The following is a 21,676-nucleotide window of genomic DNA, read 5'->3' as shown; positions in this document are numbered from 1 at the left end:
CGCAGAGACCGTCGCCGCGTCCCGGCGGTTGCAGTGCGAAACGTGTGGTGACTGTGTCGAAGGGGACAGCCGTCCATCGGGGCGTCCGCGATGCGAGACGGCCCTCTTGACGCCGATGTCGGTCGGATCGACACTCACTGGGGGAATCCTAGTGAATAGGTAGGGAAACATGAGGCGCTTTGGTCCGGGCACCGTCCGAGTGAGCCGTCGCCTCTCCTTCTCACCTCCCGCCGCCACATCGACCTGCAGCGCGTCTGCAGCGCGATCAGGCCCCAGGGCTGAGCCGCGCCCATCCCGCGCCGGCGGCGCCTCCTCTCCACCTTGAGGTGCCGTCCTGTCCGGTGCGCACAGGTGGGCCCTGCTCCCTCGTCAGGCGTCGCTTCCGCCGCGCGTACGTCCGCGCCAGCTCCCGGGGAGGGTCATGACCGTCACACCGCTGGCCGCCCACGCGTCCGACCGGTCCGCACCGGCCTTCCGGGGCCGGATCGGCCGGGACGCGCGCAGTGGCCACTACGCCGTTCCGGGCCGCTACCGCCTCCATCTGTCGACGGCCGCTCCCGACGGCCTGCGCATCGCCGTCACCCACAGCCTGCTCGGCCTGGACACCGCCTGTCCGGCGACTTTCCTGCCCGCCGTGCCCGACTGTCCCGACGGCGGTCACTCGGCTCTGCGCCCGCTGTACGAGGCGAGCGTCCACCGGTACACCGGTCCGGCCGCCGCTCCGGTGCTCAGCGACGACTGGTCCGGGCGGATCGTCAGCACCCATGCCCCGGACATCATGCGCGACCTCGCCCGGAGGTTCGGCACCGGCGGCGTCTCGCTCCACCCCTGCGGCGCCGAGTCGGAGATCGAGGCCGTCGAGCGGATCTGCGCGCGGAGCATGGACGAGGCCGCCCAGCGCGCCGGTTCGGCCGGTGGCGGGCAGGTCGAGCGCGACGCGGCGCTCGGGACTCTGCTGGAGACGCTGGGCGCGCTGGAGCACCGGCTGGCCGGACGCACGTACCTCATCCGCGACGAAGTCACCGCCGCAGACGTCGAGTTGTGGGTCGCCCTGGTCCAACTCGACACCGTGCACCGCAACCACCTGGACGCCGCCGCCGTCCAGCGCATCGCCGAGCACCCGACCCTGTGGGCCTACGCCCGCCGCCTGGCCACCCACCCGGCCTTCGGCGCCCACCTCGACCTCGGCGGCATCCACCGCCGTCACCACGCCCGCCGTCAGGGCCTGGAGGCCGCCGGAGCAGCCGTGCGGATCCTGGACTGGGCGGCACACACAGCCCCTTAGCCGTTCCACCTGGTGGACCGGCGTTGACATTCGTTCGGGTCATTGTCCTGACTACGGCCCAGAACGGTCATGAGCGTCAGCGACAAGCCCTGGCTTGCTGACCGGCAACCCTCGCACCGCGGTGGGGTGCCCCAGGTGACGACCGGACCGATGACGTATCGGTAAGCGCGAGGCCCTAAGGGCCGGAACAGTGACGGTGACGCCATGTACGCAGCTCCGAGGACGGCGACACGCCGCCCGCACGGCTGCGTACGGCCGTACCCGAACCTCCTCGTCGCCGATCGCGCCGTCGATCTGCTCCGCGTGAACAGCGCACTGTGTACCGCACCGGGCCGCGCCCGCTGCCGGGGCTGACACCTCCCCGCAGCCCCGTCCCCTGACCACCACCGCCCTCGCGGTGTGCCGTCGTCCGCCACGCCCCCGGTACCTCGCCGTAGCATCCGCCGCCGCATGCCTGGCGCGCTGTCCGGGGTGTTTCCACCCAGCCGGAGCCCACCATGAGTGAACCCCCTGGCGCCACCGCCACCCTCCCCGAGGCGCCGACCGCCGACGAACCGCAGAAAGCCCTCACTGCCCAGCGAGTTTTGCCGCTGCGGCGGCCAGGACGCTGGGTCGCCACCGCGGTCGTCCTGGTCCTGGTCGCCCAGTTCGTGCACGGACTGGTCTCCAACCCCTTCTACCAGTGGGACCGCTTCGGCTACTGGTTCCTGCGGCCGAACATCCTCGACGGGCTCCTCATCACTCTCGAAGTCACCGCCTACAGCGCGGTGCTGGGCCTGCTCGGCGGCATCCTGCTCGCCCTGGCCCGGCTGTCGAAGAGCCCGGTGCTGCGCGCGGTCAGCTGGACCTACATCTGGGCGCTGCGCTCCATCCCGCTCATCGTTGTCCTGATCTTCCTCTACAACTTCAGTGCCCTGTACAAGACGTTGAGCGTCGGCGTCCCCTTCGGCCCGGCCGTCTTCTCCTTCGACGAGTCGAAGCTCGCCACCGACATGGTCGTCGCCGTCATCGGCCTCAGCCTCAACGAGGCCGCCTACGCGGCCGAGGTCGTCCGCGGCGGCATCCTCTCCGTCGACCAGGGCCAGCACGAGGCGGCCGCGGCGCTCGGCCTGCCCAAGGGCTACCGGTTCCGGAAGATCGTCTTTCCGCAGGCGCTGCGCTCGATCATCCCGAACTACGTCAACCAGCTCATCGGCCTGATCAAGGGCACCTCGCTGGTCTTCTACGTCTCCCTGCTCGACCTGTTCGGCTCCGCACAGACCATGGGCTCCACCTATCCCGGCGACATCGTGCCGCTGCTGCTGGTCGTCACCGTCTGGTACCTGATCCTGACCAGCGTCGTCTCCGTCATCCAGTTCTACGTCGAGCGGTACTACGCCCGCGGTGCCACCCGCAGCCTGCCGCCGACGCCGCTGCAGAAGCTCCGCACCGGTCTCACCGGCCTGCGGGCCCACATCCGCCGGGAGGCCGTCGTATGACCGCCAAGACGCTCGAAGCCCTGGCGGACGTCGAAGCCGCCACCGTCGAGGTCCACGACGTGCACAAGTGGTACGGCACCCACCGGGTACTGGACGGCATCGACCTGACCGTCCGCCCCGGCGAGGTCACCGTCATCCTCGGCCCCTCCGGCTCCGGCAAGTCCACCCTGCTGCGGGTCATCAACCATCTGGAGAAGCCCGAGATCGGCTACGTCAGCATCAACGGCGAGCCGATCGGCGTGAAGAGGCAGGGCGACCGTAGGGAGATGGGGGTCCCCCCGGCCGAAGGCTGGGGGAGGCTGAAGGAGCTGAGCGAGCGGGCCATCCTCACCCAACGCGGTCGGATCGGCTTCGTCTTCCAGAACTTCAACCTGTTCCCGCACCTGACGGTCGTGGACAACGTGGCCGCCGCCCCGGTCGCCACCGGCCGGCTCGGCAAGCCCGAGGCCCAGGAACTCGCCCGCGAACTCCTCGGCCGGGTCGGCCTCGCCGACAAGACCGGCGCCTACCCGCGCCAGCTCTCCGGTGGCCGGCAGCAGCGCGTCGCCATCGCCCGCGCCCTCGCCCTGCGCCCCGGCGTCGTCCTCTTCGACGAGCCCACCTCCGCGCTCGACCCCGAACTGGTCGGCGAAGTCCTCGCCGTCATCAGGGACCTGGCGACCGGCGGCACCACCCTGGTCATCGTCACCCACGAGATCGGGTTCGCCCGGGAGATCGCCGACCGGGTCGTCTTCATCGACGGCGGCAGGATCGTCGAGCAGGGCCCGCCCTCCGAGGTCCTCGACAACCCCCGGCACAAGCGGCAGCAGGAATTCTTCTTCGGCGAGGTCCTGCGGGGCAAGCGCTTCGGCAACGCCCAGTCCGAGGCGGGCACCCGGCACATCCAGGACATCCGCACTCGGCTCGCGCGGCTTCCGGACGGGTCGTACGTCCTCGACGGCGTCAAGCACTACTCCACCGGCGCGCTGTTCGCCCACTGGATCCCCGTCCTGGCCCGCACCGAAGACGACACCCTGCACGTGGCGTACGTGCCGCGCGACGCGCCCGGCCTCACGGTCGTCGACGACTGGGACGGCATGGGACAGCGGACCACCGCCAGAGGAACCGTCCGTCTGGAGTCGGTGCCCGTCCCCGCCGACCGGGTCGTGCCGCACCACCTGACCTTCCAGGGGCCCCAACTCCACGGAGCGGTGGCTCAGTTGCTGCACGCTGCCATCGACGCCGGGATCGCCGCCGGGGCGCTGGCCGAGGCGGTGGAGTTCGTCCGTACGAAGAGCCGCCCCTGGTTCGAGAGCGTCGACGAGGGGCACGCGACCGCTGCGGAAGATCCGCTGCTGATCCAGCGGTTCGGCGAACTGGGAATCAGAGTGCGGGCTGCCGAAGCGTTGCTCCGCGAGGCCGCCCGCGCGGTCGATGACGCCCGCGCCGACCTGACCGACGACACGGCAGCCGCGGCCTCGATCGCGGTGGCCGCGGCCAAGGTGACGGCGGCGGAGGCCGCTGTGGAGGTAGGCAGCGCCCTCTTCGAGGTCTCCGGCACCCGCTCCGCGCTCGACTCTCTGGGCCTGCACCGCCACTGGCGCGACGCGCGCACCCACACCCTGCACGACCCGGCCCGCTGGAAGGTCCAGCACATCGGCCGCTACGTCCTGAACGGCACCAGGCCGCCCCGGCACGGCCTCCTCTGACGAACAACCTTGATCGCACTCCGGATCGGAGACTCCACGTGTCCCTCACCTTCCACTGGTTCCTGCCGACCAACGGAGACAGCCGCCATGTCGTCGGCGGCGGCCACGGCACCCCCGCCACGGAGTCCGGGCGCGACCGGCCGCCCACGGTCGCCTACCTGAGCCAGATCGCCCGCGCCGCCGAGGACCTCGGCTTCGTCGGCGCGCTCACGCCGACGGGGGCCTGGTGCGAGGACGCGTGGCTGACCACCGCGATGGTCAGCCAGCACACCGAACGCCTGAAGTTCCTCGTCGCCTTCCGGCCCGGCTCCGTCTCGCCGACACTCGCCGCCCAGATGGCGTCGACCTTCCAGCGGCAGACCGGCGGACGGCTGCTGCTGAACGTGGTCACCGGGGGCGAGAGCCACGAACAGCGCGCCTACGGAGACTTCCTCGACAAGGACGCCCGCTACCGCCGAACCGGCGAGTTCCTGGAGATCGTACGAGGGCTGTGGGAGGGCAAGACCGTCGACCTGCGCGGCGAGCACCTCCAGGTCGAGGACGCGAAGCTCGCCCGGGTGCCCGATCCGCTCCCCGAGGTGTACTTCGGGGGCTCCTCGCCGATCGCGGGAGAAGTCGCCGCCAAACATGTCGACGTCTATCTCACCTGGGGGGAGCCGCCCGCGCAGGTCGCCGAGAAGATCTCCTGGATCCGGGCTTTGGCCGAGAAGGAGGGCCGTAGCGTCCGCTTCGGCATCCGGCTGCACGTCATCACCCGCGACACCTCCGAGCAGGCGTGGGCCGAGGCGAACCGGCTCCTGGACGGCTTCGACCCGGAGACAGTGAAGTCGGTCCAGGCCGGACTGGCCCGCAGCGAGTCGGAGGGCCAGCAGCGGATGCTCGCCCTGCACGGCGGTGGCAACCGCGACGGCCTGGAGATCCACCCCAACCTGTGGGCGGGCATCGGCCTGGTACGCGGCGGCGCGGGCACGGCGCTGGTCGGCAGTCACACCGAGGTCGCCGAGCGGATCAAGGAGTACGCCGGCCTGGGCATCGAGGAGTTCGTGCTCTCCGGCTACCCGCACTTGGAGGAGGCCTACTGGTTCGGCGAGGGCGTCCTGCCGAAGCTTCAGGCGCAGGGCCTGTGGCGGCACCCGTACGGACAGCAGGCCGCTCCCTCGGCCCAGGTGCCCTTCGCGGGCGCCGGGAGCCCGCGATGACCCACGTGGACGAACTGTCGGACTGCGGGCTGCTCGGCATCACCGTGTCCGGCTCCCGTGAAGGGGGGAGGTCAGCGTGTGCACCCTCGGCGAGGTCGTCCGGCTGCTTTCGGCGGCCCAGAGGCCGCAGCCGCCTTCGTCATGTGGGCCGCCGCTGCGCAGCAGGACCTCCCCGTGCTCGCCCAGCCCGACGCGCGCGGTGACCCGATCCGCACCAGCACCCTCAACTCGGCGGCGTTCCACAAGAACTCGCCCGACTCCTACCTGGTCCTCCGCACCGGTCTCGCGGGCGACCCCCTGCCCTGGCTGCCCGTGCCGAAGGCCCCGGACCCGCGCCAGGCCCTGTGGGACGAACCCGCGCTCGGCCTGAAGGCAGGCGCGGTATGCGTACCTTCGTCGACCTGGTCGTCCCGGAACTGCGCAGCCGCGGAATGCTCCCGGCCCCGTCCGGCGGCGCCCCGCTCTCGTTGTCGCGAACTCGCCATCCGGAAGCGTGAATCAGCCAGAGCGGACCAAGATTCCCTAGTATTCCTATCGAATTACTAGGGAAGTGTTGACGGTGGTCGAAGAGGAGAGTGAGGATGATGAAGCCGACGCGTCACCCCGCGCACCGCTCCACTCCCACGCCGTCTCGCCGGGCACCGCGTCGTCCTCGGTCCCCTGAAGGAAGACACCATGACCACAGCACTCAGCTGCAGCGACACCCGCAGTCGCGGGGAGCGAGTGCGGATATGACGGTGACGGCGGACGAGGTGACCGGCGCGGGAGCCGGGCAGGCCGACTGGCTGCACATAGCCCGTGAGATGGCGGACGACCTGGCCACGGACGCGGTCGAGCGCGAACAGGCCGGCAAAGCACCGCTCGATGAGGTCGCGCGGCTGCGCGAGTCGGGGCTGCTGACGCTGTTGGCACCGGCCGAGCACGGGGGAGGGGGCGCGGACTGGCGCACGGCCTACGCGGTCGTCCGGACCGTCGCTGCGGCCGACGGGGCCATCGGCCACCTGCTGGGCAACCACTACTTCCTGTCCTTCAGCGCCCGGTTCTTCGCCGACCCCACCCGTACCGCCCGCATCGAGCGGGAGTCGACGGCGGCGCTGTGGTGCTGGGGAGGCGGTATCGCCTCACACGAACCGCCGCTCATCCTGACCCCCACGGGGGACGGCTATCTGCTGGACGGCTACCAGAGGTATGCCGCCGGAGCCGGCATCGCCGACCGGCTGGTCGTCCGGGCCGCCAGCTACGGCACCGGGGAGCCGCTGGCCGTCCTCGTCGACCCCACCCGCCCGGGTGTCGTGCGCGGCAGCGGCGGAGACACCTTCGGCCAGCGGCTGGCGGCCGAGGGCGGCGTGGAGTTCGACTCCGTGCCGGTCGGGGCCGACGCTGTGCTCGGCTCCCTCTCGCCGGACGAGGGTGTCCTGTCACCCTTCGCCTCGCTGGCCGCGCCGACCGCGCGTCTGGTCTCTGCCCAGTTCTGTCTCGGCATCGCCGAGGGACTGCTGGCCGAGGTCCACGAGCACGGAAGGGCCGTGCGGTCCCCCTGGCAGCCCTTCTCGCCAGAGCCCTGGCCGGACAGCCCCCCGCAGGATCCGTACGCGCTGACCGTGTACGGCGAGCTCTCTGTCGTCGCCCGTGCCGCGTCCGCCCTTGCCGATCAGGCGGTGGAGGCCCTGTTGCGCGGCCTCGCGCAACGCGAGGATCTAGACGACGAGGAGTGTGCGGAGATCGCCGTCCTCGCGAGCGTGGCGGAGGCCGCGGCCTCCCGGGCCGCGCAGGAGATCACCACCCGTGCCTTGGACGTCATCGGCGCCGACGCCGCCTCCGTGCGGCACGGACTCGACCGCTTCTGGCGCAACGCCCGGACGCACACCCTGCGTGAGCCGGCCGCCCACCGGCTGCGCGAGATCGGGGACTACTTCCTCAACGGCGCACACCCGCCCTTCACCCTTCCCGCCTGACGGCGCAGCCGGTGACGGGCGGACACGGCAGTGATGGATAATCGGGGCATGCGGATCTCGGCGCGGGCGGACTATGCGGTGCGGGCGGCACTGGAGCTGGCCGCGGCAGGGGACGAGGCCTCGCTCAAGGCCGAGGCGATCGCCGCGGCGCAGGGCATCCCGCACAAATTCCTGGAGGGCATCCTCGGCGACCTGCGCCGGGGCGGTCTCGTGGTCAGCCAGCGGGGCGGTAAGGGTGGCTACCGGCTCGCCCGCCCCGCTGACTCGATCGCCATCGCGGACGTGATCCGCGTGGCGGACGGCCCTCTGGTCTCGGTGCGCGGAGTGCGCCCACCCGAGCTGTCCTACTGTGGTCCCGCGGAGTCGCTGCTGCCGCTGTGGATCGCCGTACGCGCCAACGTCCGCAAGATCCTCGGCGAGGTCACCCTGGCCCACGTGGCCGCGGCCAAGCTGCCCGACGAGGTCCTGAGCCTCGCGGAGGACCCCGAGGCCTGGACGAATCCCTGACCGACGTCCGGTGGACGAGCAGATCTCCGAGACTCGGTGCGGAGTTCCCCACCGCCGGCCCTGGTCCGTGACCGGCGCTGCTGCCAAGTCACACCCTGGGCAGCGCGGAGCAACTCGACGCGACGTACAAGGAGACCCTCGACGCGGTATGCGGTCGGCCGACGCGGTCACAACGCCCGCGCCGCATAGGCCCTGACGTCCGCGTCCCGGTCCGTCGTCGCGGTGGCCAGGGCGGCTCGGGCGTCCTTGAGGGCACGATGCCGGGTCAGGGCCAGTACGGCGGCCTTGCGGACGTCGGCGTTCAGGTCGGTGAGAGCCTTGGCGAGGGCCGGCACGGCCAGGTCGGAGTCTGCGGCGGACAGAGCGGTGGCGGCGCCGGCCCGTACCTGCCAGGCCAGGTCGGACACAGCCGCCTCGGCGCGTGTGGCCAGGGCCGCCGGGCAGCCCGTCGTGCCCAGAGCCTCGTAGGCGGCCCCACGCACGAGAGGGTCGGGATCGTCGACGAGCGCGGCGAGTGCCGAGCGGGCCGTGTCCGAGCCTGTGCCCAGGGTGGCCAGGGCCTTGGCGATCGTGACGCGGACCTCGCGGGAGGGATCGATGGCCGCCGCGCGGGCCACCTCTGCGGCGGCGTCGACAGACACGAGCGCGCGCACGGCCGCGATGCGTACGGCGATGTCGGAGTCCGACAGGGAGTGCGCGAACAACTCGGCGTCACCGATCCGCAGGGCACGCAGCACGTCCAGTGCGGCGGCACGGACGGCGGGGTCGGCCTCGGACAGGGCGGCGGCGAGACCGTCGCGCAGGGCGGGTTCGGGGGGCAGCGTCTCGACCAGTTCGCGCAGGGACGCTGCTGCAGAGGCGCGGACGCCTGGGTCAGGGTCGGTGAGCGCCGCGGCCAGTGCCGGCCCGGTGCCCGGCGGCACGGTCTCCGTCAGGACCGTGACGGCCGTCCGCCGCACCCCGGGCTCGGGGTCCGTCAAGTAGGCGGCGAGCACGGAGAGATCAGGCTCGTCCTCTGCGAGAGAGAGGAGTTCGAGCAGGCGAGGTGTGGCCGGCGCGTCCGCGTCGCCACGGCGGTGGGTGGCTGCGTCGGCCACGGTGGATTCCTGCTGCAACGCCACCGGAGCCGCTTGCCGGGCCCCCGTCGTCGCCACCTGTTCTGGGTGGACCTCGCCGAGGTGCCGGGAGGGGCCGCCGGTCGGGCTGAACTCCTCGACCGGGACCAGATACGGAGCCACGGGACGGGCGGTGAACTCCATCGCGCCGGAGGGGGACTTGTGCAGATCGAGATGGTGGAACCAGGAGACGTCGTCGCGGCCGGGGTGGTCGAGGCGGTCGTGGTAGAGGCCCCAGCGGGACTCGGTGCGGGCGAGAGAGGCGCGGGCGGCCATCTCGGCGCAGTCACGGATGAAGCTGACTTCGGCGCAGCGCATCAGCTCGTGCGGGGTACGGGCCCCCATGGTGGCGATGTCGGCGCGCATCCGCTCGAAGGCCTCCAGGGCGAGCGAGAGCCGTGCGCCGGACTTGGGCGGTGCCACGTAATCGTTCACGAAGCGGCGCAGCTTGTACTCGACCTGGGTCTGCGGCGGGCCGTCGGGGTTGCGCAGCGGGCGGTAGATCAACTCGTGCGCCTCACGCACCTGGTCCGCGGGAAGTTCACCCTCGTACGCGGTGTACCGGGCGGCGTCCGTACCCGCGAGGTCGCCGAAGACGAAGGCGCCGATCATGTAGTTGTGCGGGACGCAGGCGAGGTCGCCGGCGGCGTACAGGCGGGGGACGGTCGTGCGGGCGTGGTCGTCGACGCGGACGCCGGAGGCGGAGTGGCCGCCGCACAGGCCGATCTCGGAGATGTGCATCTCGACGTCGTGGGTGCGGTAGTCGTGACCGCGGCCGGCGTGGAAGGTGCCTCGGGTGGGCCGTTCGGTGGAGTGCAGGATCGACTCCAGGGCGGAGACCGACTCCTCGGGGAGGTGGCTGAGTTTGAGGTAGACCGGTCCGCGGTCGCTGGCGACCTCGGCGGCGAACTCGGCCATCATCTGCCCCGACCAGTAGTCGGAGTCGACGAACCGCTCGCCGTGCCGGTTGACCTGGTAGCCGCCGAAGGGGTTGGCGACGTACGCGCAGGCCGGTCCGTTGTAGTCCTTGATCAGAGGGTTGATCTGGAAGCACTCGATGCCGGTCAGTTCGGCGCCGGCGTGGTAGGCCATGGCGTACCCGTCACCGGCGTTTGTGGGGTTCTCGTAGGTGCCGTAGAGGTAGCCGGAGGCGGGCAGGCCGAGCCGGCCGCAGGCGCCGGTGGCGAGGATGACGGCGCCCGCGCGGATGGTGACGAAGGCGCCGGTGCGGGTGTTGAGGCCGGCGGCGCCCACGGCCCGCCCTGCGGCGGTCAGGACCCGGACGGGCATCACCCGGTTCTCGATCCGGATGCGCTCCCGCATCTCGCGCCGCCGCAGTTGCCGGTACAGGACCTTTTTGACGTCCTTGCCCTCTGGCATCGGCAGTACGTACGAGCCGGAGCGGTGGACCTGGCGCACCGCGTACTCTCCGTGCTCGTCCTTCTCGAACTTGACGCCGTACGACTCCAGACGCTGGACCATCGCGAAGCCACGGGTGGCGGTCTGGCGGACGGTGGACTGGTCGACGATGCCGTCGTTGGCGCGGGTGATCTCGGCGACGTAGTCGTCGGGTTCGGCGCGGCCGGGGATGACCGCGTTGTTGACGCCGTCCATGCCCATGGCAAGCGCGCCGGAATGACGGACGTGCGCCTTCTCCAGCAGCAGGACGTTCGCGCCACGCTCGGCGGCGGTGAGCGCCGCCATCGTGCCGGCGGTGCCACCGCCGATGACGAGGACGTCGCAGCTGAGCTCCTCGGCGTCGGCGAGGGCCGGGATCTGCAGGGGGGTGTCCACCAGGGAGCCTTTCAAGAACCGAGTGACGTGAGGACTTCGCGGCGCAGTGCGATGCGCGCCGGAGCGTCGTGCGCCCTACGGTCGCGCGGGCGCGGCACGTCTCGTACGGCGATGAGGCGGCCGTTGCCGAGCAGGGCCATGCGGTCGCCGAGGAACACGGCCTCGTCCACGTCATGCGTGACGAAGACGACGGTCGCGCCCGTGCCGCGCAACACCTCCACCAGCAGGTCCTGCATGCCGGAACGGGTCTGGGCATCGAGCGCACCGAACGGCTCGTCCATGAGGACCGCGTGGGGCGTTCCCGCGAGGGCGCGGGCCAGCTGGGCGCGCTGACGCTGCCCGCCGGAAACGCGGTGCGGCAACTGCCGGGCCTGCTCGGTGAGTCCGACCCGGGCCAGCCACGCCTCCGCCTGCGTGCGGCGTTGCGCGCGCGGCACCCCGCGGATGGCCAGCGGGAGTTCCACGTTGGTCCGCAGGGTGCGCCAGGGGAGCAGGGCGTCCTCCTGGAAGACCAGGGCGCGTTCGGCGGACGGGCCGGTCAGGGACTGCCCGTCCTGGCTGATCTCTCCGGAGAGCGGGGGCAGCAGGCCCGCCAGGGTGCGCAGGAGGGTCGACTTGCCACAGCCGGACGGACCGACGACGGTGAGGATCTCGCCCGGCGTGACGTCCAGGTCGACGCCGGCCAGGACGGGGGCGTCGGGGCGGCCGAGCGTGGCGGCGTGGAGAGTGAGCCGGGTGCCGCGTACGGGGGACGGCGCCTGGTCCACCGTACGGAGGTCGGGCTTGGTGTCAGACGAGGTGCTCATCGTGTGCCTCCTCGGTGTCGGAGGGCTGGTCGGTGTGTGCGGCGGTGGGGGCCGGCCGGGCGGGCGTGAGCGCGCGCGGTGCCGCCGGCCGGGCACCGGGGACGTACGACGTACGCGGCAGCCACCGGGTCAGGCGCCGGCCCAGGAGTTCCACCGCGGTGGAGGTGAGCCAGCCGAGCACGCCGATCGTGACCATGCCGACGAAGACACCGGGATAGTTGACGATCGTGTAGTCCTGCCAGGTGCGGTAGCCGACCCCGTACTGGCCGGAGATCATCTCGGCGGAGATCACACAGATCCACGAGACGCCGATGCCGACCGACAGGCCGCCGAAGATGCCGGGCAGCGCGCCCGGCAGGACGACCGAGCCCAGGATGCGCCACCGGCCGCCGCCCATCGTGAGCACCGCCTCCTCCCACACGGGGGTCAGCGCACGGACGGCGTGCCGGGTGGAGACCAGGACCGGGAAGAAGGCGGCGGTGAAGGTGATGAAGACGATGCCCTGTTCGTTGGAGGGGAACAGGAGGATCGCGACGGGGACCAGGGCGATCGCCGGGATCGGGCGGACCACTTCCAGGATGGGGCCGAGCAGGTCCTCGGTGAGACGGGAGCGGGCCACGAGCACGCCCACCGCCACGCCCAGCACCGCGGCCAGCAGGAAGCCGGTGACGATGCGGGTCAGGCTGTCGGTGAGGTCCGTCCAGTAGTCCGGCCCGGAGAGGCGGTCGGCGAAGGCGTGGGCAACGTCGGTGACCGTGGGGAACTGCGAGAAGCGCAGCCACAGGTCGACGTCCAGGCCGGTCAGGAGCTGCCAGAGGCCGAGGGCTGCCGCGAGGGCGGCCACCCTCAGCGCATACCGGCCGATCGGCGGGAGGGGTCGCTGGTTACGGCCCGTTCGCGGCGCGGGCCGGCTCATGCGGCACGCTCCAGGGCGTCGGCGTAGGCGATGACGCGGGCGCCGCCGTGCGCGGAGACGTACGCCTGCGCGGTCGCCGGGGCGACGAACGGCAGGAGCTTCTCGCCGTCGGCCACCCACACCGCCTTGTCGGCGAACCAAAGGGTGCCGGTGGTGGCGTCGGGCACGTAGGCGGCGCGGACGCCGTCCTTGTGCCTGCCTGCGTAACTCAGCAGTGCCACAGGTGACTTGAAGGCGATCGTCTTCTCGGCACCCTTCGGCCACACCTCGCTCGCAGCCGTCGGAGGCGTCGCGGCGAGCCGCTTGGTGTAGTCGGCGCCGAGGGCCTTCTTGACGTACTGGTCATCGACGAAGGAGTCCACGTCGATGCCGCCGGTCAGCTTGGCCGACTTCAGGACCGACACGTCCTTCTTCAGCGCCGAGACGAGCTGCGGCTTGACCGCCGGGTCGAAGGTCGAGATGCCGTGCGCGCCGTTGTAGAGGTAGACGACCTCGGCAGGCAGGCCGGTGGCCTTGGCGACCGACTCGGCGGCGGCCACGGGATGGGCGTTGAGGTAGTCGGTCGCCTGTGCCTGGGCCTTCAGGAAGGCCTCCAGCACGGCCGGGCGCTGCTTCGCGAAGTCCTCGCGGGCGGTCACGCCGTGGAAGGTGGGCAGGTTCAGCTGGGCGCCGTCGTACAGGGCCTTCGCCTTGCCCTGGTAGGCGAGCAGGCCCGGCCAGGCGACGAACTGCGAGAGCGCGTCGGCGCTGCCCGCGGAGAGGGCGGACGCGCCGACGGCGGGCTGCTGGTTGAGCTTCTCGATGCCGTCGTTCGGGTCGATGCCGGCGCGCTGCAGGGCCCGTACGAGGGTGCCGTCGGCGGCGGAGCCGACGCTCGTGGAGACCTTCTTGCCCTTGAGGTCCGACAGGGAGGTGAGCTTGGAGTCGGGGGCGGTGACGATGGTGTTGAGGCCGCCGCGGAGGTTGTAGCCGGTGACGGAGACCAGGTGGGTGGGCTTGCCGAGCTGCTTGCCGCGGGCGGCGTTGATGAGCAGGGGGAAGTCGCCCATCGAGCCGATGTCGATCTTCCCGGCGGTCATCTGGGCGGTGATGGGGGCGCCGGTGGCGTAGTCCTGCCAGTCGACCTTGTATGTCTTGCCGTCGTGGAGGGAGTTCAGCTGCTTCTCGAAGTAGCCGAGCGAACGGAGGAGCGTCCCCGCGGTGACGGTGTTGATGGTCCTGGACTGGTAGCCGACGGTGACGGTGACGGTGGAGCCGTCACCGCCTGCCGCGGCGTTGCCCCCGCAGGCGGTGAGCGGCGCGAGGAGCAGGGCGGCGGCTGCGGCAAGTGCTGTGCGTTTCATGGGAGGTGTGACCTTTCACCGGAGCAGGTAGGGCATGTTGACCGTCACGGCTCCGGTGGGACAGCGGGCCGCGCACGGGCCGCAGTACCAGCACTCGTCGACGTGCATGTACGCCTTGCCGGTGCTGTCGTCGATGGCGAGGGAGTCCAGCGGGCACATGTCCACGCAGAGCGTGCAGCCGTCGATGCACTTGGACTCGTCGATGGTCACGGGCACGTCGGCCCGCTGGGGTGCCAAGGGCATGGCTGTCTCCAGGGAGGTCGAGCAAGGAGGGTGGTCGTGTCAGAGGGAGCGGTGCAGCAGGCCGCTCATCGTGATGCGGTCGCCGCGGAAGCGGATGAACTCGAGATCGACCGGGCGGCCGTCGGAGAGGTGGGTGAGGCGTTCCAGCATCAGGACGGCGGCGCCCTGCGGGGCTTCGAGGACGGCTGCGGAGTGGGCGTCGGCGTTCACCGCCTCCAGGCTGATCTCGGCATGGCCCAGACGCCGGCCGGTGAGCGTCTCCAGGAGCCGGAAGATGTCGGTGTTCTCCAGGTCCTCGCCGAGCAGGGCGGTGCCGAGGTCGAGGGGGATGTACGTGAGGTCGAGGGACAGGGGCAGGCCGTTCAGCCGGCGCAGGCGTTCGATGTACAGGACGTCGGCACCGGGCGGGAGGTGGAGGCGGTCGGCCACCGGGGCCGGGGCGGGGACGGGGCACACGGTGCGGACCTCGTTGGTGACATGGCCGTGTTCGCGCAGCGTTTCCGCGAGGCCCATCAGGCGGTCGAGTCCGTGGGGGTACTTCTGGGCCACGACGACCGTGCCGACGCCGGGGAGACGTTCCACGAGGCCCTCGGCCCGAAGCAGGTCCAGTGCCTGGCGGACGGTGTTGCGCGACGCGCGGTAGTCGGCGGCGAGGGTCGACTCGTGAGGAAGCGCGCCGTCCGGGAACCCCCCGGCCAGGAGCTGATGGCGGAGCAGGTCGGCGAGCTGACGTGCCCGGTCCGCACGCAGCCGCCGCCGCGCACGGTGGGCGGCGACGGTGGTCGCGCCCTGGCCGGCGTGGTCTCGGATACGGTCGGTGGGTGACATGTTTCGGACCATACCTATCCGGTAGGGAAAGCGGTGTTACTGGAGTGTTGCGCCACCTGACACATGACCAGGTGTCCATCCGACCTGGGGTTTCGTCGGACGGAAGGGAAGATCTGCCAGAGCTGGGGCTACGGCCTACGAGACCCTACGAGGCGCTCAGCGCGAGATTTCCGGAAAGCTGATTCACCCCGACGCGCCCCACCGCGGGCACGGCCCACCTCCTCCGCACACGACAGCACCGGCTCCGCTGTGACGCGATGACGCCTCTGCGGGCCGGTGCCGTGTACGGGTGCGCCGGTGGCTGACGGGATCGGGCGCGCAACCCGTGTCGAGCGGGGTCCGTTCGCTCAGCGGGTGACCAGCAGGCCGCGGTTGCGCAGCACCCACCGCTCCAGCGGGCTGAAGATCAGCAGATCGATGGCGATACCGACGAGCAGGATCAGGAAGATCGCGAGGAACACCTGCGACATGCTGGAGTTGTTGCGCCCGTTCTCCAGCAACTGGCCGAGGCCGACGCCCAGATCGAGCGAGGAGGCGATGATCTCGGCGGCCATCAGGGACCGCCAGGAGAACGCCCACCCCTGCTTGAGTCCCGCCAGATAGCCGGGTAGCGCCCCCGGCATCGCGATGTGCCAGGCCCCGCGCAGGCCGGTCGCACCCATTGTCCGGCCGGCCCGCAGGAACAGCGGCGGGATCTGGTCGATGCCCGCGGCCAGGCCGTTGGCGATGGAGGGGACCGCGCCGAGCAGGATCACGGCGTACATCATCGAGTCGTTCAGGCCCAGCCAGATCACCGCGGGCGGCACCCAGGCCACCGACGGCAGCGACTGCAGACCGGAGAGGATGGGGCCGATGGCCGCCCGGACGAATCCCACCCGGGCGACCAGCAGGCCGAGCGGCGTACCGATGGCGAGCGCCAGCAGGAAGCCGAGCAGACCGCGCGAGACGCTGGTCCAGATGTAGTCGAGCAAGGTGCCCTGGAGCCAGGCATCGTGGACCTCGCTCCACACGGTGGACGGCGCCGGCAGCTTGTAGTCGGGGGCGACTTCGGCCCACACCAGCAGTTGCCAGACGAACATCACCAGCGCCACTGCGGTGGCAGGGGGCAAGACCTTGCGTGTCAGGGTCTCGCGCAGAGGTGTACGGCCGGTCTGCACCGAGTCCAGGGCGTCGACGCCGGCTCCAGTCCCGCGAGACCGTGAGCGTCCTGCGACTCCTCGGCTGCCCGGATGCCGTCCTTGTCGATGTCGGCGCCGACGTCAGTGCTGGCCATGACGGCGGATCTCCCCCCGCAGTTCTTCGGTGATCTCGACGGACAGCTCGGCGACCGCGCTGTCCTCGATGCGGCGCGGCTGCGGAATGCCGACGGTCCACTCCCGGGCGATGCGGCCCGGTCGTGAGGACAGCAGCACCACCCGCTGGGCGAGCCGCACCGCCTCACGTACGTTGTGCGTCACGAACAGCACCGACAGCCCCGTCTCACTCCAGATGCGGGTCAGCTCGTCGTGCAGGACGTCGCGGGTGATGGCGTCCAGCGCGGCGAACGGCTCGTCCATCAGCAGCAGTCGGCTGTCCTGGGCCAGCGCACGGGCCAGCGCGACGCGCTGCCGCATACCGCCCGACAGCTCATGCACCCGCTTGCGGTGCGCGCCCTGCAGCCGTACGAGTTCCAGCAGCCGTTCCGCCTCCGGCCGGCGCTCCGCCTTGGCGACGCCACGCAGCTTCAGCGCGAGTTCGATGTTCTTGCCCGCCGTCAGCCACGGGAACAGGGCGTGCTCCTGGAACATCAGGGCGGGCCGGCCGTCCGTTGCGATCGAGCCGGCGGACGGCCGGTCCAGTCCCGCGACCAGGTTGAGCAGGGTGGACTTGCCGCAGCCAGAGGCTCCCAGAAGAGTGACGAACTCGCCCGGTGCGACGTCGAGCGTGATGTCGTCCAGCACGAGCTGCCGTCCGCCGGGGGTGCCCGGTGCGGGGAAGGACTTCGAGACGTGCTCGATGCGGGCGGCGTGTGTCACCGCCGTGGCGTCCTCGGCATCCTTGGTGATCGTGGTGGCCATGGTCGTCACCTCCTGGGAACTCATCGGTCCTCTCGTCGTTACCGGGCGCCCAGGCCGGCGTCGTCGACCTCGCTCTTGCCCTCGGCCTTGAGGACCTTGTTGAGGAGCGTGAGGTCGTAGATGCCCTTCAGGTCCGGGTTGTCCAGCAGGCCGGCCTTGACCGCGTGCTCCGCCTCGGTGTTGAGGGTGGAGGCCAGCGGGTCGTCGAGGAAGGTGATGGACTTCCAGGCCGGGTCGATGACGTCGGCGGGCAACGCCTTGCCCGACAGTTCCTTCAGCGCCGCGTTGGCGGATGCCTTCGCCTTGTCCGGGTTGGCGTTGATCCACGCGTTGGTCTTCACCGAGCCGCGCAGCACGGCCTCGACGACGTCCGGGTGCTGCTTGAGGAAGTCCTGGCGGACGATGATGTTTGTGATCACGAACTTCTTGCCGGGCCACAGCGTCGACTCGTCGAGCAGCACCTTGCCGCCCTCGGCGACCAGCTTGGACGCGGTCGGTTCGGGCACCCAGGCGCCGTCGATGGAGCCGGACTTGTAGGCGTCCGGGGTGATCTTGTTGTCGGTGCGGACGACGGACACGTCGCCCTTGCCGCTCTGCGCGTCGACCTTCCAGCCCTGGCCGGCGATCCAGTTGAGGAACGCCACGTCCTGCGTGTTGCCGAGTTGCGGCGTGGCGATCGTCTTGCCCTTGACGTCCTTGAGGGACTTGACCTTCTTCGGGTTGACGACGAGCTTCACGCCGCCGGAGGCGGAACCACCGATGATGCGCAGGTTCTTGCCGTTCGACTTGGTGTAGCCGTTGATGGCGGGGGAGGGGCCGATCCAGCCGATGTCGATGGACCCCGCGTTCAGCGCCTCGATCTCGGAGGGGCCGGCGTTGAAGGTCGAGGCCTTGATCGTGGTGCCGCCGAGCTCCTTCTGGAACAGCCCGTCCTGGACGCCCACGAGAGCCGTGGCGTGGGTGAGGTTGGGGAAGTAGCCGATCTTCACTTCGTCGGCGGAGAGCTTCTTGGCGCCGGCCGCGACCGTGGTCTGCTTGCCGTCGTCAGCGGACTTGGAGCCATAGCCGCATGCGGTGAGCAGGAGGGGGAGGGCGGCTATGACGGCGAGGGTGCGCAGGGTGGTGAGCGGTCTTTCGGCAGACACGGAGGTGTCCTCTCAGGGAAGGAGCGGTGATCAAGGAGGGGTGTCGCATGGGGTGCTGAGGCCTCAGACCGGCCGACAGATGGCACTGGACTTACGGCCGAAGTCGATGTGACGACGCGAGGTCAGCACGGGCAACACCCGGTCTGCGCAGCTGAGCGCTCCCACGGCCACCCCCTGATCCCTAGTTTTCCTACCTGGCTGCTAGGGATCGTGGCAGAAGGTGACACCCTCCCCAAGAGGGTGTTCATAAGATGGACGTGAGCATCTCAGTCTCTGGGATGGCGGGCCATTGTCCAAGCGTGTCAGCGGTTTCCCCGGTGATCGGTATTGCTCATGATGGGCCTTGGGCGGCGCCTTCGTGGGTCCGGCGCTGCCGGGCGGCGCGCGATCCCGAGCGTGGGATCGGCAGCGATCCTCCTGGCCTGCCACCAGCCGATCGCCTTGCGTGCGGCCGACAGCTCCCCGGTGGCGATGTCCGCGTCCATCGCGTCCGCCCGCGCCGCTGCGGGCTCGGCGAGCCGCGGCGGCAGGCCCGGTCGTCGATCGCGGCCAGGTCGAAGGGGTCGGGCTTCACGCCGCGGTGGGCCGGTCCGGTCGGCGCCGGCTCGCCGTGCAGCAACCATCCCCAGGTGCGAGCGAGAACTGGTAGATCCGTGCGGAGGACCTCGCGATGTTCGCGCCGATGAGGTGCCTCTCTACCGCCATGGCGTACGGCGGCGGTGGGGCGGACAGTGGCACGATTTGGGCGCGCGCAACGGGCATTGCGCCCCCGTTCTCTGGCACGGCCGTCCGTTCGATCGCCACCCGTTAACTCGTTCCGGATCTGTCGCAGCACACGCGTACACCTGCCACAGCACATGCCTACGCCTCGCCCGCACCACGCGTGATCATGGTCGGTGGGACACGCGAGGCGGCGGGATGGGCGCCAAGGGTCCGGATCGGCCCCGTTGGGGCAAATCCGGCATTCACTGGGCGGCAACGCCTGTCCGACACCGCGACGGAGATGTTCCTGGAGCGCGTTTTCGATACCGTCCGCGTTTCGCAGACCGACCAGGCGTGCGGAGTCTCGGAGAAGACGGTTTTCAAACTGCTTCCCCGCCAAAGAATCGCTCATCCTGGACCGGGGCGAGACCGCGATGGGCGCCCTGCGCGCCGGCCTGGCCGACAAAGACCACTCTCCGGTCGATGCGGCGTTGCCCATCCTTTCCGATGAGTTGCGAGCCATGACCGCGTGGATCGCCGCGCAGGACGACCCCGATCAGGCAGTTGCCGTCATCAGGCGCTTCGGCGCGCTGACCAGGTCCACGCCCTCATTGACGGCCTGCCACCGGGACATGACTGACCGACTTGTCATCGCAGCCGAGGCGCTGGCTCAGCGCACCCGCAAAAGGTCCGGACGACCTGGAAGCTCAGATAGCGGCAACCAGCGAGTCCACCGCCCACGCCTACACCCGCGCGGTCGTCGACCTGCTCGCCGAACGTGCACCGGGTCTGCTGAAGACGCTGCGCGAGCACGATCCCGACTTCGTCCTGCTCGACGGCACCCTCGCCGAGTGCGACCGGGTCGGCGACGGCCGGGCCGACTACTCCCACTGTGAGGATGGTGGCCGTGTCGTTCTGGCCACGGCTTGACTCGTACTCTCACTGGCCGCTTGTGCATTGTGTTTGATCTGTCGGCCCGGCCGGAGCGGCACGTACCGGCACCGGGCCGGCGGAGCGTGTCTCGATGGGGGCCTTGGCCTCGAAGGCACCGTCACAGTTCTGACCGCTCCACTACCCGGCGCTGACAATCGGTACGTCGTCGAACAGGAGCACCGTGACCACCTTAGGCATGCCGGCTGTCCTTCCTGCTGTCCACACTGTCGAGGCTGCGGCCGAGCCGCGCGTGGTGGTGCTGGGCGTCGACACCCACAAGGACGTGCACGTCGCCGCCCTCCTTGACCACCTTGGTCGCCTGCTGAACACAGGGGAGTTCCCGGCAACCGCGGCTGGCTACCGCCACCTTCTCGACTGGGCACGCCAGTGCGGGACGGTGCTGCGGGCGGGAGTGGAGTGCACTGGCTCCTACGGTGCGGGCCTGGCCCGCTACCTCGCGGCCCAGCAGGTTCCGGTGGTGGAGGTCAACCAGCCGGACCGGTCCACCCGGCGCCGCCGTGGCAAGACCGACGCCGTTGACGCCGAGTCTGCCGCCCGGGCGGCGCTGTCCGGCATCGCACGGGCACTACCGAAGAGCGGCGATGGGCACGTGGAAGCGCTACGTATGCTCCGGTTGGCGAAGAACTCCGCGGTCAAAGCCCGCACCCAGGCGCTCAACCAGCTCAAGGCCGTGCTGGTCAACGCTCCGTCCGCCCTTCGCGAGGAACTGGAGCCGCTCTCGACTTCGCTCTTGGTCCGCCGGTGCTCGGAACTGGCCGACTCCCGCGAGGGTAACCCGGCAGACGACACGGCGGTCTTCACGCTGCGGCTGCTGGCGCAGCGCGTTGTGCAGCTTCGGCAAGAAGCCACCGAGCTCGGAAGGCGGATGACCATAGCGGTCCGGGCTACCGCGCCCAGCCTGCTGGAGCAGCTCGGGATCGGACCGGATAGCGCGGCAGCCCTGCTGATCACCGCAGGCGACAACCCAGAACGGCTGGGCAGCGAGGCTTCCTTCGCCGCCCTGTGCGGTGTCAGTCCTGTGGAGAAGTCCTCAGGCAAGAGCCAGCGCCGTCGGCTCAACCGCGGCGGAGACAGGCAGGCCAATGCCGCGCTGCACCGCATCGTGGTCACCCGTATGCGACAAGACGAGCGCACCCGCCTCTACCTGGAGCGACGCACCGCCGAAGGAAAGGGAAAACGCGAGGTCATGCGCTGTCTGAAACGCTACACAGCCCGCGAGGTGTACTGCCTGATCCGCGCCGACATGATCACGCGTCACCAGCAGCCTGATACTTCAGCGACCCTGATGACCGCAGCTTGACGAACACGCCGCCGAAACAACGGACGAGAGCCCTGAGCGACTCGCAGCAGTCCAGCACCTCACCTGCGCCTACCTCCGCACCGCCCTCTTTCCTGGTGATCCTGCGTGGGCCGAGGCGCGGAACGTACTGTCGGCAAGCCTCAACCCACTCGGACGGGTCGAAGACAAGTAGCCGCGGTCGCTGTAGCGTGGGTTTCCTCGCCACAAAGATGCCGTGCCGACTGCGATTTATGCAGGGACAAGTGTCGCCGCAGTCCCACCGCTCCACCCGAGAGGCCAGCGCGAGAGTAGTTTGCCGCGCTGATCGTCTCACGGGTTTGTCTCCACTCGGACCGGGGTCCAAGCAGGTGGCATGACGGCG

Annotated in this window: 14 protein-coding genes, 5 pseudogenes and 1 riboswitch; of the genes and pseudogenes, 10 read left to right on the top strand and 9 right to left on the bottom strand. The window is 70.4% G+C overall.

Features of this window, described 5'->3' with window-relative positions:
- Positions 1–213: 213 nt before the first annotated feature.
- The 8 genes and pseudogenes from ACWGJ5_RS28190 to ACWGJ5_RS28155 all read left to right on the top strand — a co-directional run.
- Positions 214–282, top strand: a pseudogene (locus tag ACWGJ5_RS28190) (putative leader peptide); the annotation flags it as partial.
- A 139-nt stretch (positions 283–421) separates the two neighbouring features.
- On the top strand, positions 422–1,285 hold the full coding sequence (locus ACWGJ5_RS28185) for a glutathione S-transferase C-terminal domain-containing protein (protein ID WP_453312458.1): 864 nt from the start codon (positions 422–424) through the stop codon (positions 1,283–1,285).
- A gap of 65 nt (positions 1,286–1,350) precedes the next feature.
- Positions 1,351–1,459: riboswitch (SAM riboswitch) on the top strand.
- Between the two features lie 323 nt (positions 1,460–1,782).
- Positions 1,783–2,763, top strand: coding sequence for an amino acid ABC transporter permease (locus ACWGJ5_RS28180; RefSeq protein ID WP_453312457.1), 981 nt, complete (start codon positions 1,783–1,785; stop codon positions 2,761–2,763).
- A pseudogene (locus ACWGJ5_RS28175) lies at positions 2,760–3,578 on the top strand (amino acid ABC transporter ATP-binding protein); the annotation flags it as partial. The gene ACWGJ5_RS28180 and the pseudogene ACWGJ5_RS28175, both read left to right, overlap by 4 nt.
- Positions 3,567–4,451: pseudogene (locus ACWGJ5_RS28170) on the top strand (acyl-CoA dehydrogenase family protein); the annotation flags it as partial. The pseudogenes ACWGJ5_RS28175 and ACWGJ5_RS28170, both read left to right, overlap by 12 nt.
- Positions 4,452–4,489: 38 nt before the next feature.
- The gene (locus ACWGJ5_RS28165) at positions 4,490–5,650 is read left to right on the top strand and encodes an LLM class flavin-dependent oxidoreductase (protein ID WP_453312456.1); all 1,161 of its coding nucleotides are present in this window, start codon (positions 4,490–4,492) and stop codon (positions 5,648–5,650) included.
- Positions 5,651–6,381: 731 nt separating this feature from the next.
- A complete protein-coding gene (locus ACWGJ5_RS28160) occupies positions 6,382–7,605 on the top strand; it encodes an acyl-CoA dehydrogenase family protein (RefSeq protein WP_453312455.1) in 1,224 nt (407 codons plus the stop codon).
- 48 nt (positions 7,606–7,653) lie between these two features.
- Positions 7,654–8,112 carry an RrF2 family transcriptional regulator gene (locus ACWGJ5_RS28155; RefSeq protein WP_453312454.1) on the top strand — a complete coding sequence of 153 codons (459 nt, stop codon included), beginning with the start codon at positions 7,654–7,656 and terminating at the stop codon, positions 8,110–8,112.
- A gap of 167 nt (positions 8,113–8,279) precedes the next feature.
- On the opposite strand, the gene ACWGJ5_RS28150 is transcribed toward ACWGJ5_RS28155, so the two are convergent.
- The 9 genes and pseudogenes from ACWGJ5_RS28150 to ACWGJ5_RS28110 form a co-directional block, all read right to left on the bottom strand.
- Positions 8,280–11,021, bottom strand: coding sequence for a fumarate reductase/succinate dehydrogenase flavoprotein subunit (locus ACWGJ5_RS28150; protein ID WP_453312453.1), 2,742 nt, complete (start codon positions 11,019–11,021; stop codon positions 8,280–8,282).
- An 11-nt stretch (positions 11,022–11,032) separates the two neighbouring features.
- A complete protein-coding gene (locus ACWGJ5_RS28145) occupies positions 11,033–11,827 on the bottom strand; it encodes an ABC transporter ATP-binding protein (RefSeq protein WP_453312452.1) in 795 nt (264 codons plus the stop codon).
- A complete protein-coding gene (locus ACWGJ5_RS28140; protein WP_453312451.1) occupies positions 11,811–12,743 on the bottom strand; it encodes an ABC transporter permease in 933 nt (310 codons plus the stop codon). The genes ACWGJ5_RS28145 and ACWGJ5_RS28140 overlap by 17 nt, the downstream gene beginning before the upstream one ends.
- Positions 12,740–14,086 carry an ABC transporter substrate-binding protein gene (locus ACWGJ5_RS28135; protein ID WP_453312450.1) on the bottom strand — a complete coding sequence of 449 codons (1,347 nt, stop codon included), beginning with the start codon at positions 14,084–14,086 and terminating at the stop codon, positions 12,740–12,742. The genes ACWGJ5_RS28140 and ACWGJ5_RS28135 overlap by 4 nt, the downstream gene beginning before the upstream one ends.
- Positions 14,087–14,101: 15 nt before the next feature.
- Complete coding sequence (locus ACWGJ5_RS28130) at positions 14,102–14,329, bottom strand: 4Fe-4S dicluster domain-containing protein (RefSeq protein WP_030180763.1); 228 nt, start codon at positions 14,327–14,329, stop codon at positions 14,102–14,104.
- Positions 14,330–14,368: 39 nt separating this feature from the next.
- The gene (locus ACWGJ5_RS28125; RefSeq protein WP_453312449.1) at positions 14,369–15,157 is read right to left on the bottom strand and encodes a GntR family transcriptional regulator; all 789 of its coding nucleotides are present in this window, start codon (positions 15,155–15,157) and stop codon (positions 14,369–14,371) included.
- Positions 15,158–15,504: 347 nt separating this feature from the next.
- Positions 15,505–16,430 (bottom strand): annotated as a pseudogene (locus ACWGJ5_RS28120) (ABC transporter permease).
- Entirely contained in the window at positions 16,417–17,238 is an 822-nt protein-coding gene (locus tag ACWGJ5_RS28115; protein WP_453312448.1) for an ABC transporter ATP-binding protein, read from the bottom strand. Before ACWGJ5_RS28115 ends, ACWGJ5_RS28120 begins: the two are co-directional and overlap by 14 nt.
- Before the next feature lie 14 nt (positions 17,239–17,252).
- Positions 17,253–18,359: an aliphatic sulfonate ABC transporter substrate-binding protein gene (locus ACWGJ5_RS28110; protein WP_453312447.1), complete on the bottom strand. Its 1,107-nt coding sequence runs from the start codon at positions 18,357–18,359 to the stop codon at positions 17,253–17,255.
- Between the two features lie 1,407 nt (positions 18,360–19,766).
- On the opposite strand from ACWGJ5_RS28110, the pseudogene ACWGJ5_RS28105 reads away from it, so the two are divergent.
- Together ACWGJ5_RS28105 and ACWGJ5_RS28100 are read left to right on the top strand one after the other, a co-directional pair.
- Positions 19,767–19,952 (top strand): annotated as a pseudogene (locus ACWGJ5_RS28105) (IS5/IS1182 family transposase); the annotation flags it as partial.
- 238 nt (positions 19,953–20,190) lie between these two features.
- Positions 20,191–21,315 carry an IS110 family transposase gene (locus tag ACWGJ5_RS28100; RefSeq protein WP_453312530.1) on the top strand — a complete coding sequence of 375 codons (1,125 nt, stop codon included), beginning with the start codon at positions 20,191–20,193 and terminating at the stop codon, positions 21,313–21,315.
- Positions 21,316–21,676 lie beyond the last annotated feature (361 nt).

The sequence above is a fragment of the Streptomyces sp. NPDC054783 genome (assembly GCF_053611725.1).
Note: the sequence above shows the minus strand (reverse complement) of the source record. Positions and strands in the feature narration are given on the sequence as shown.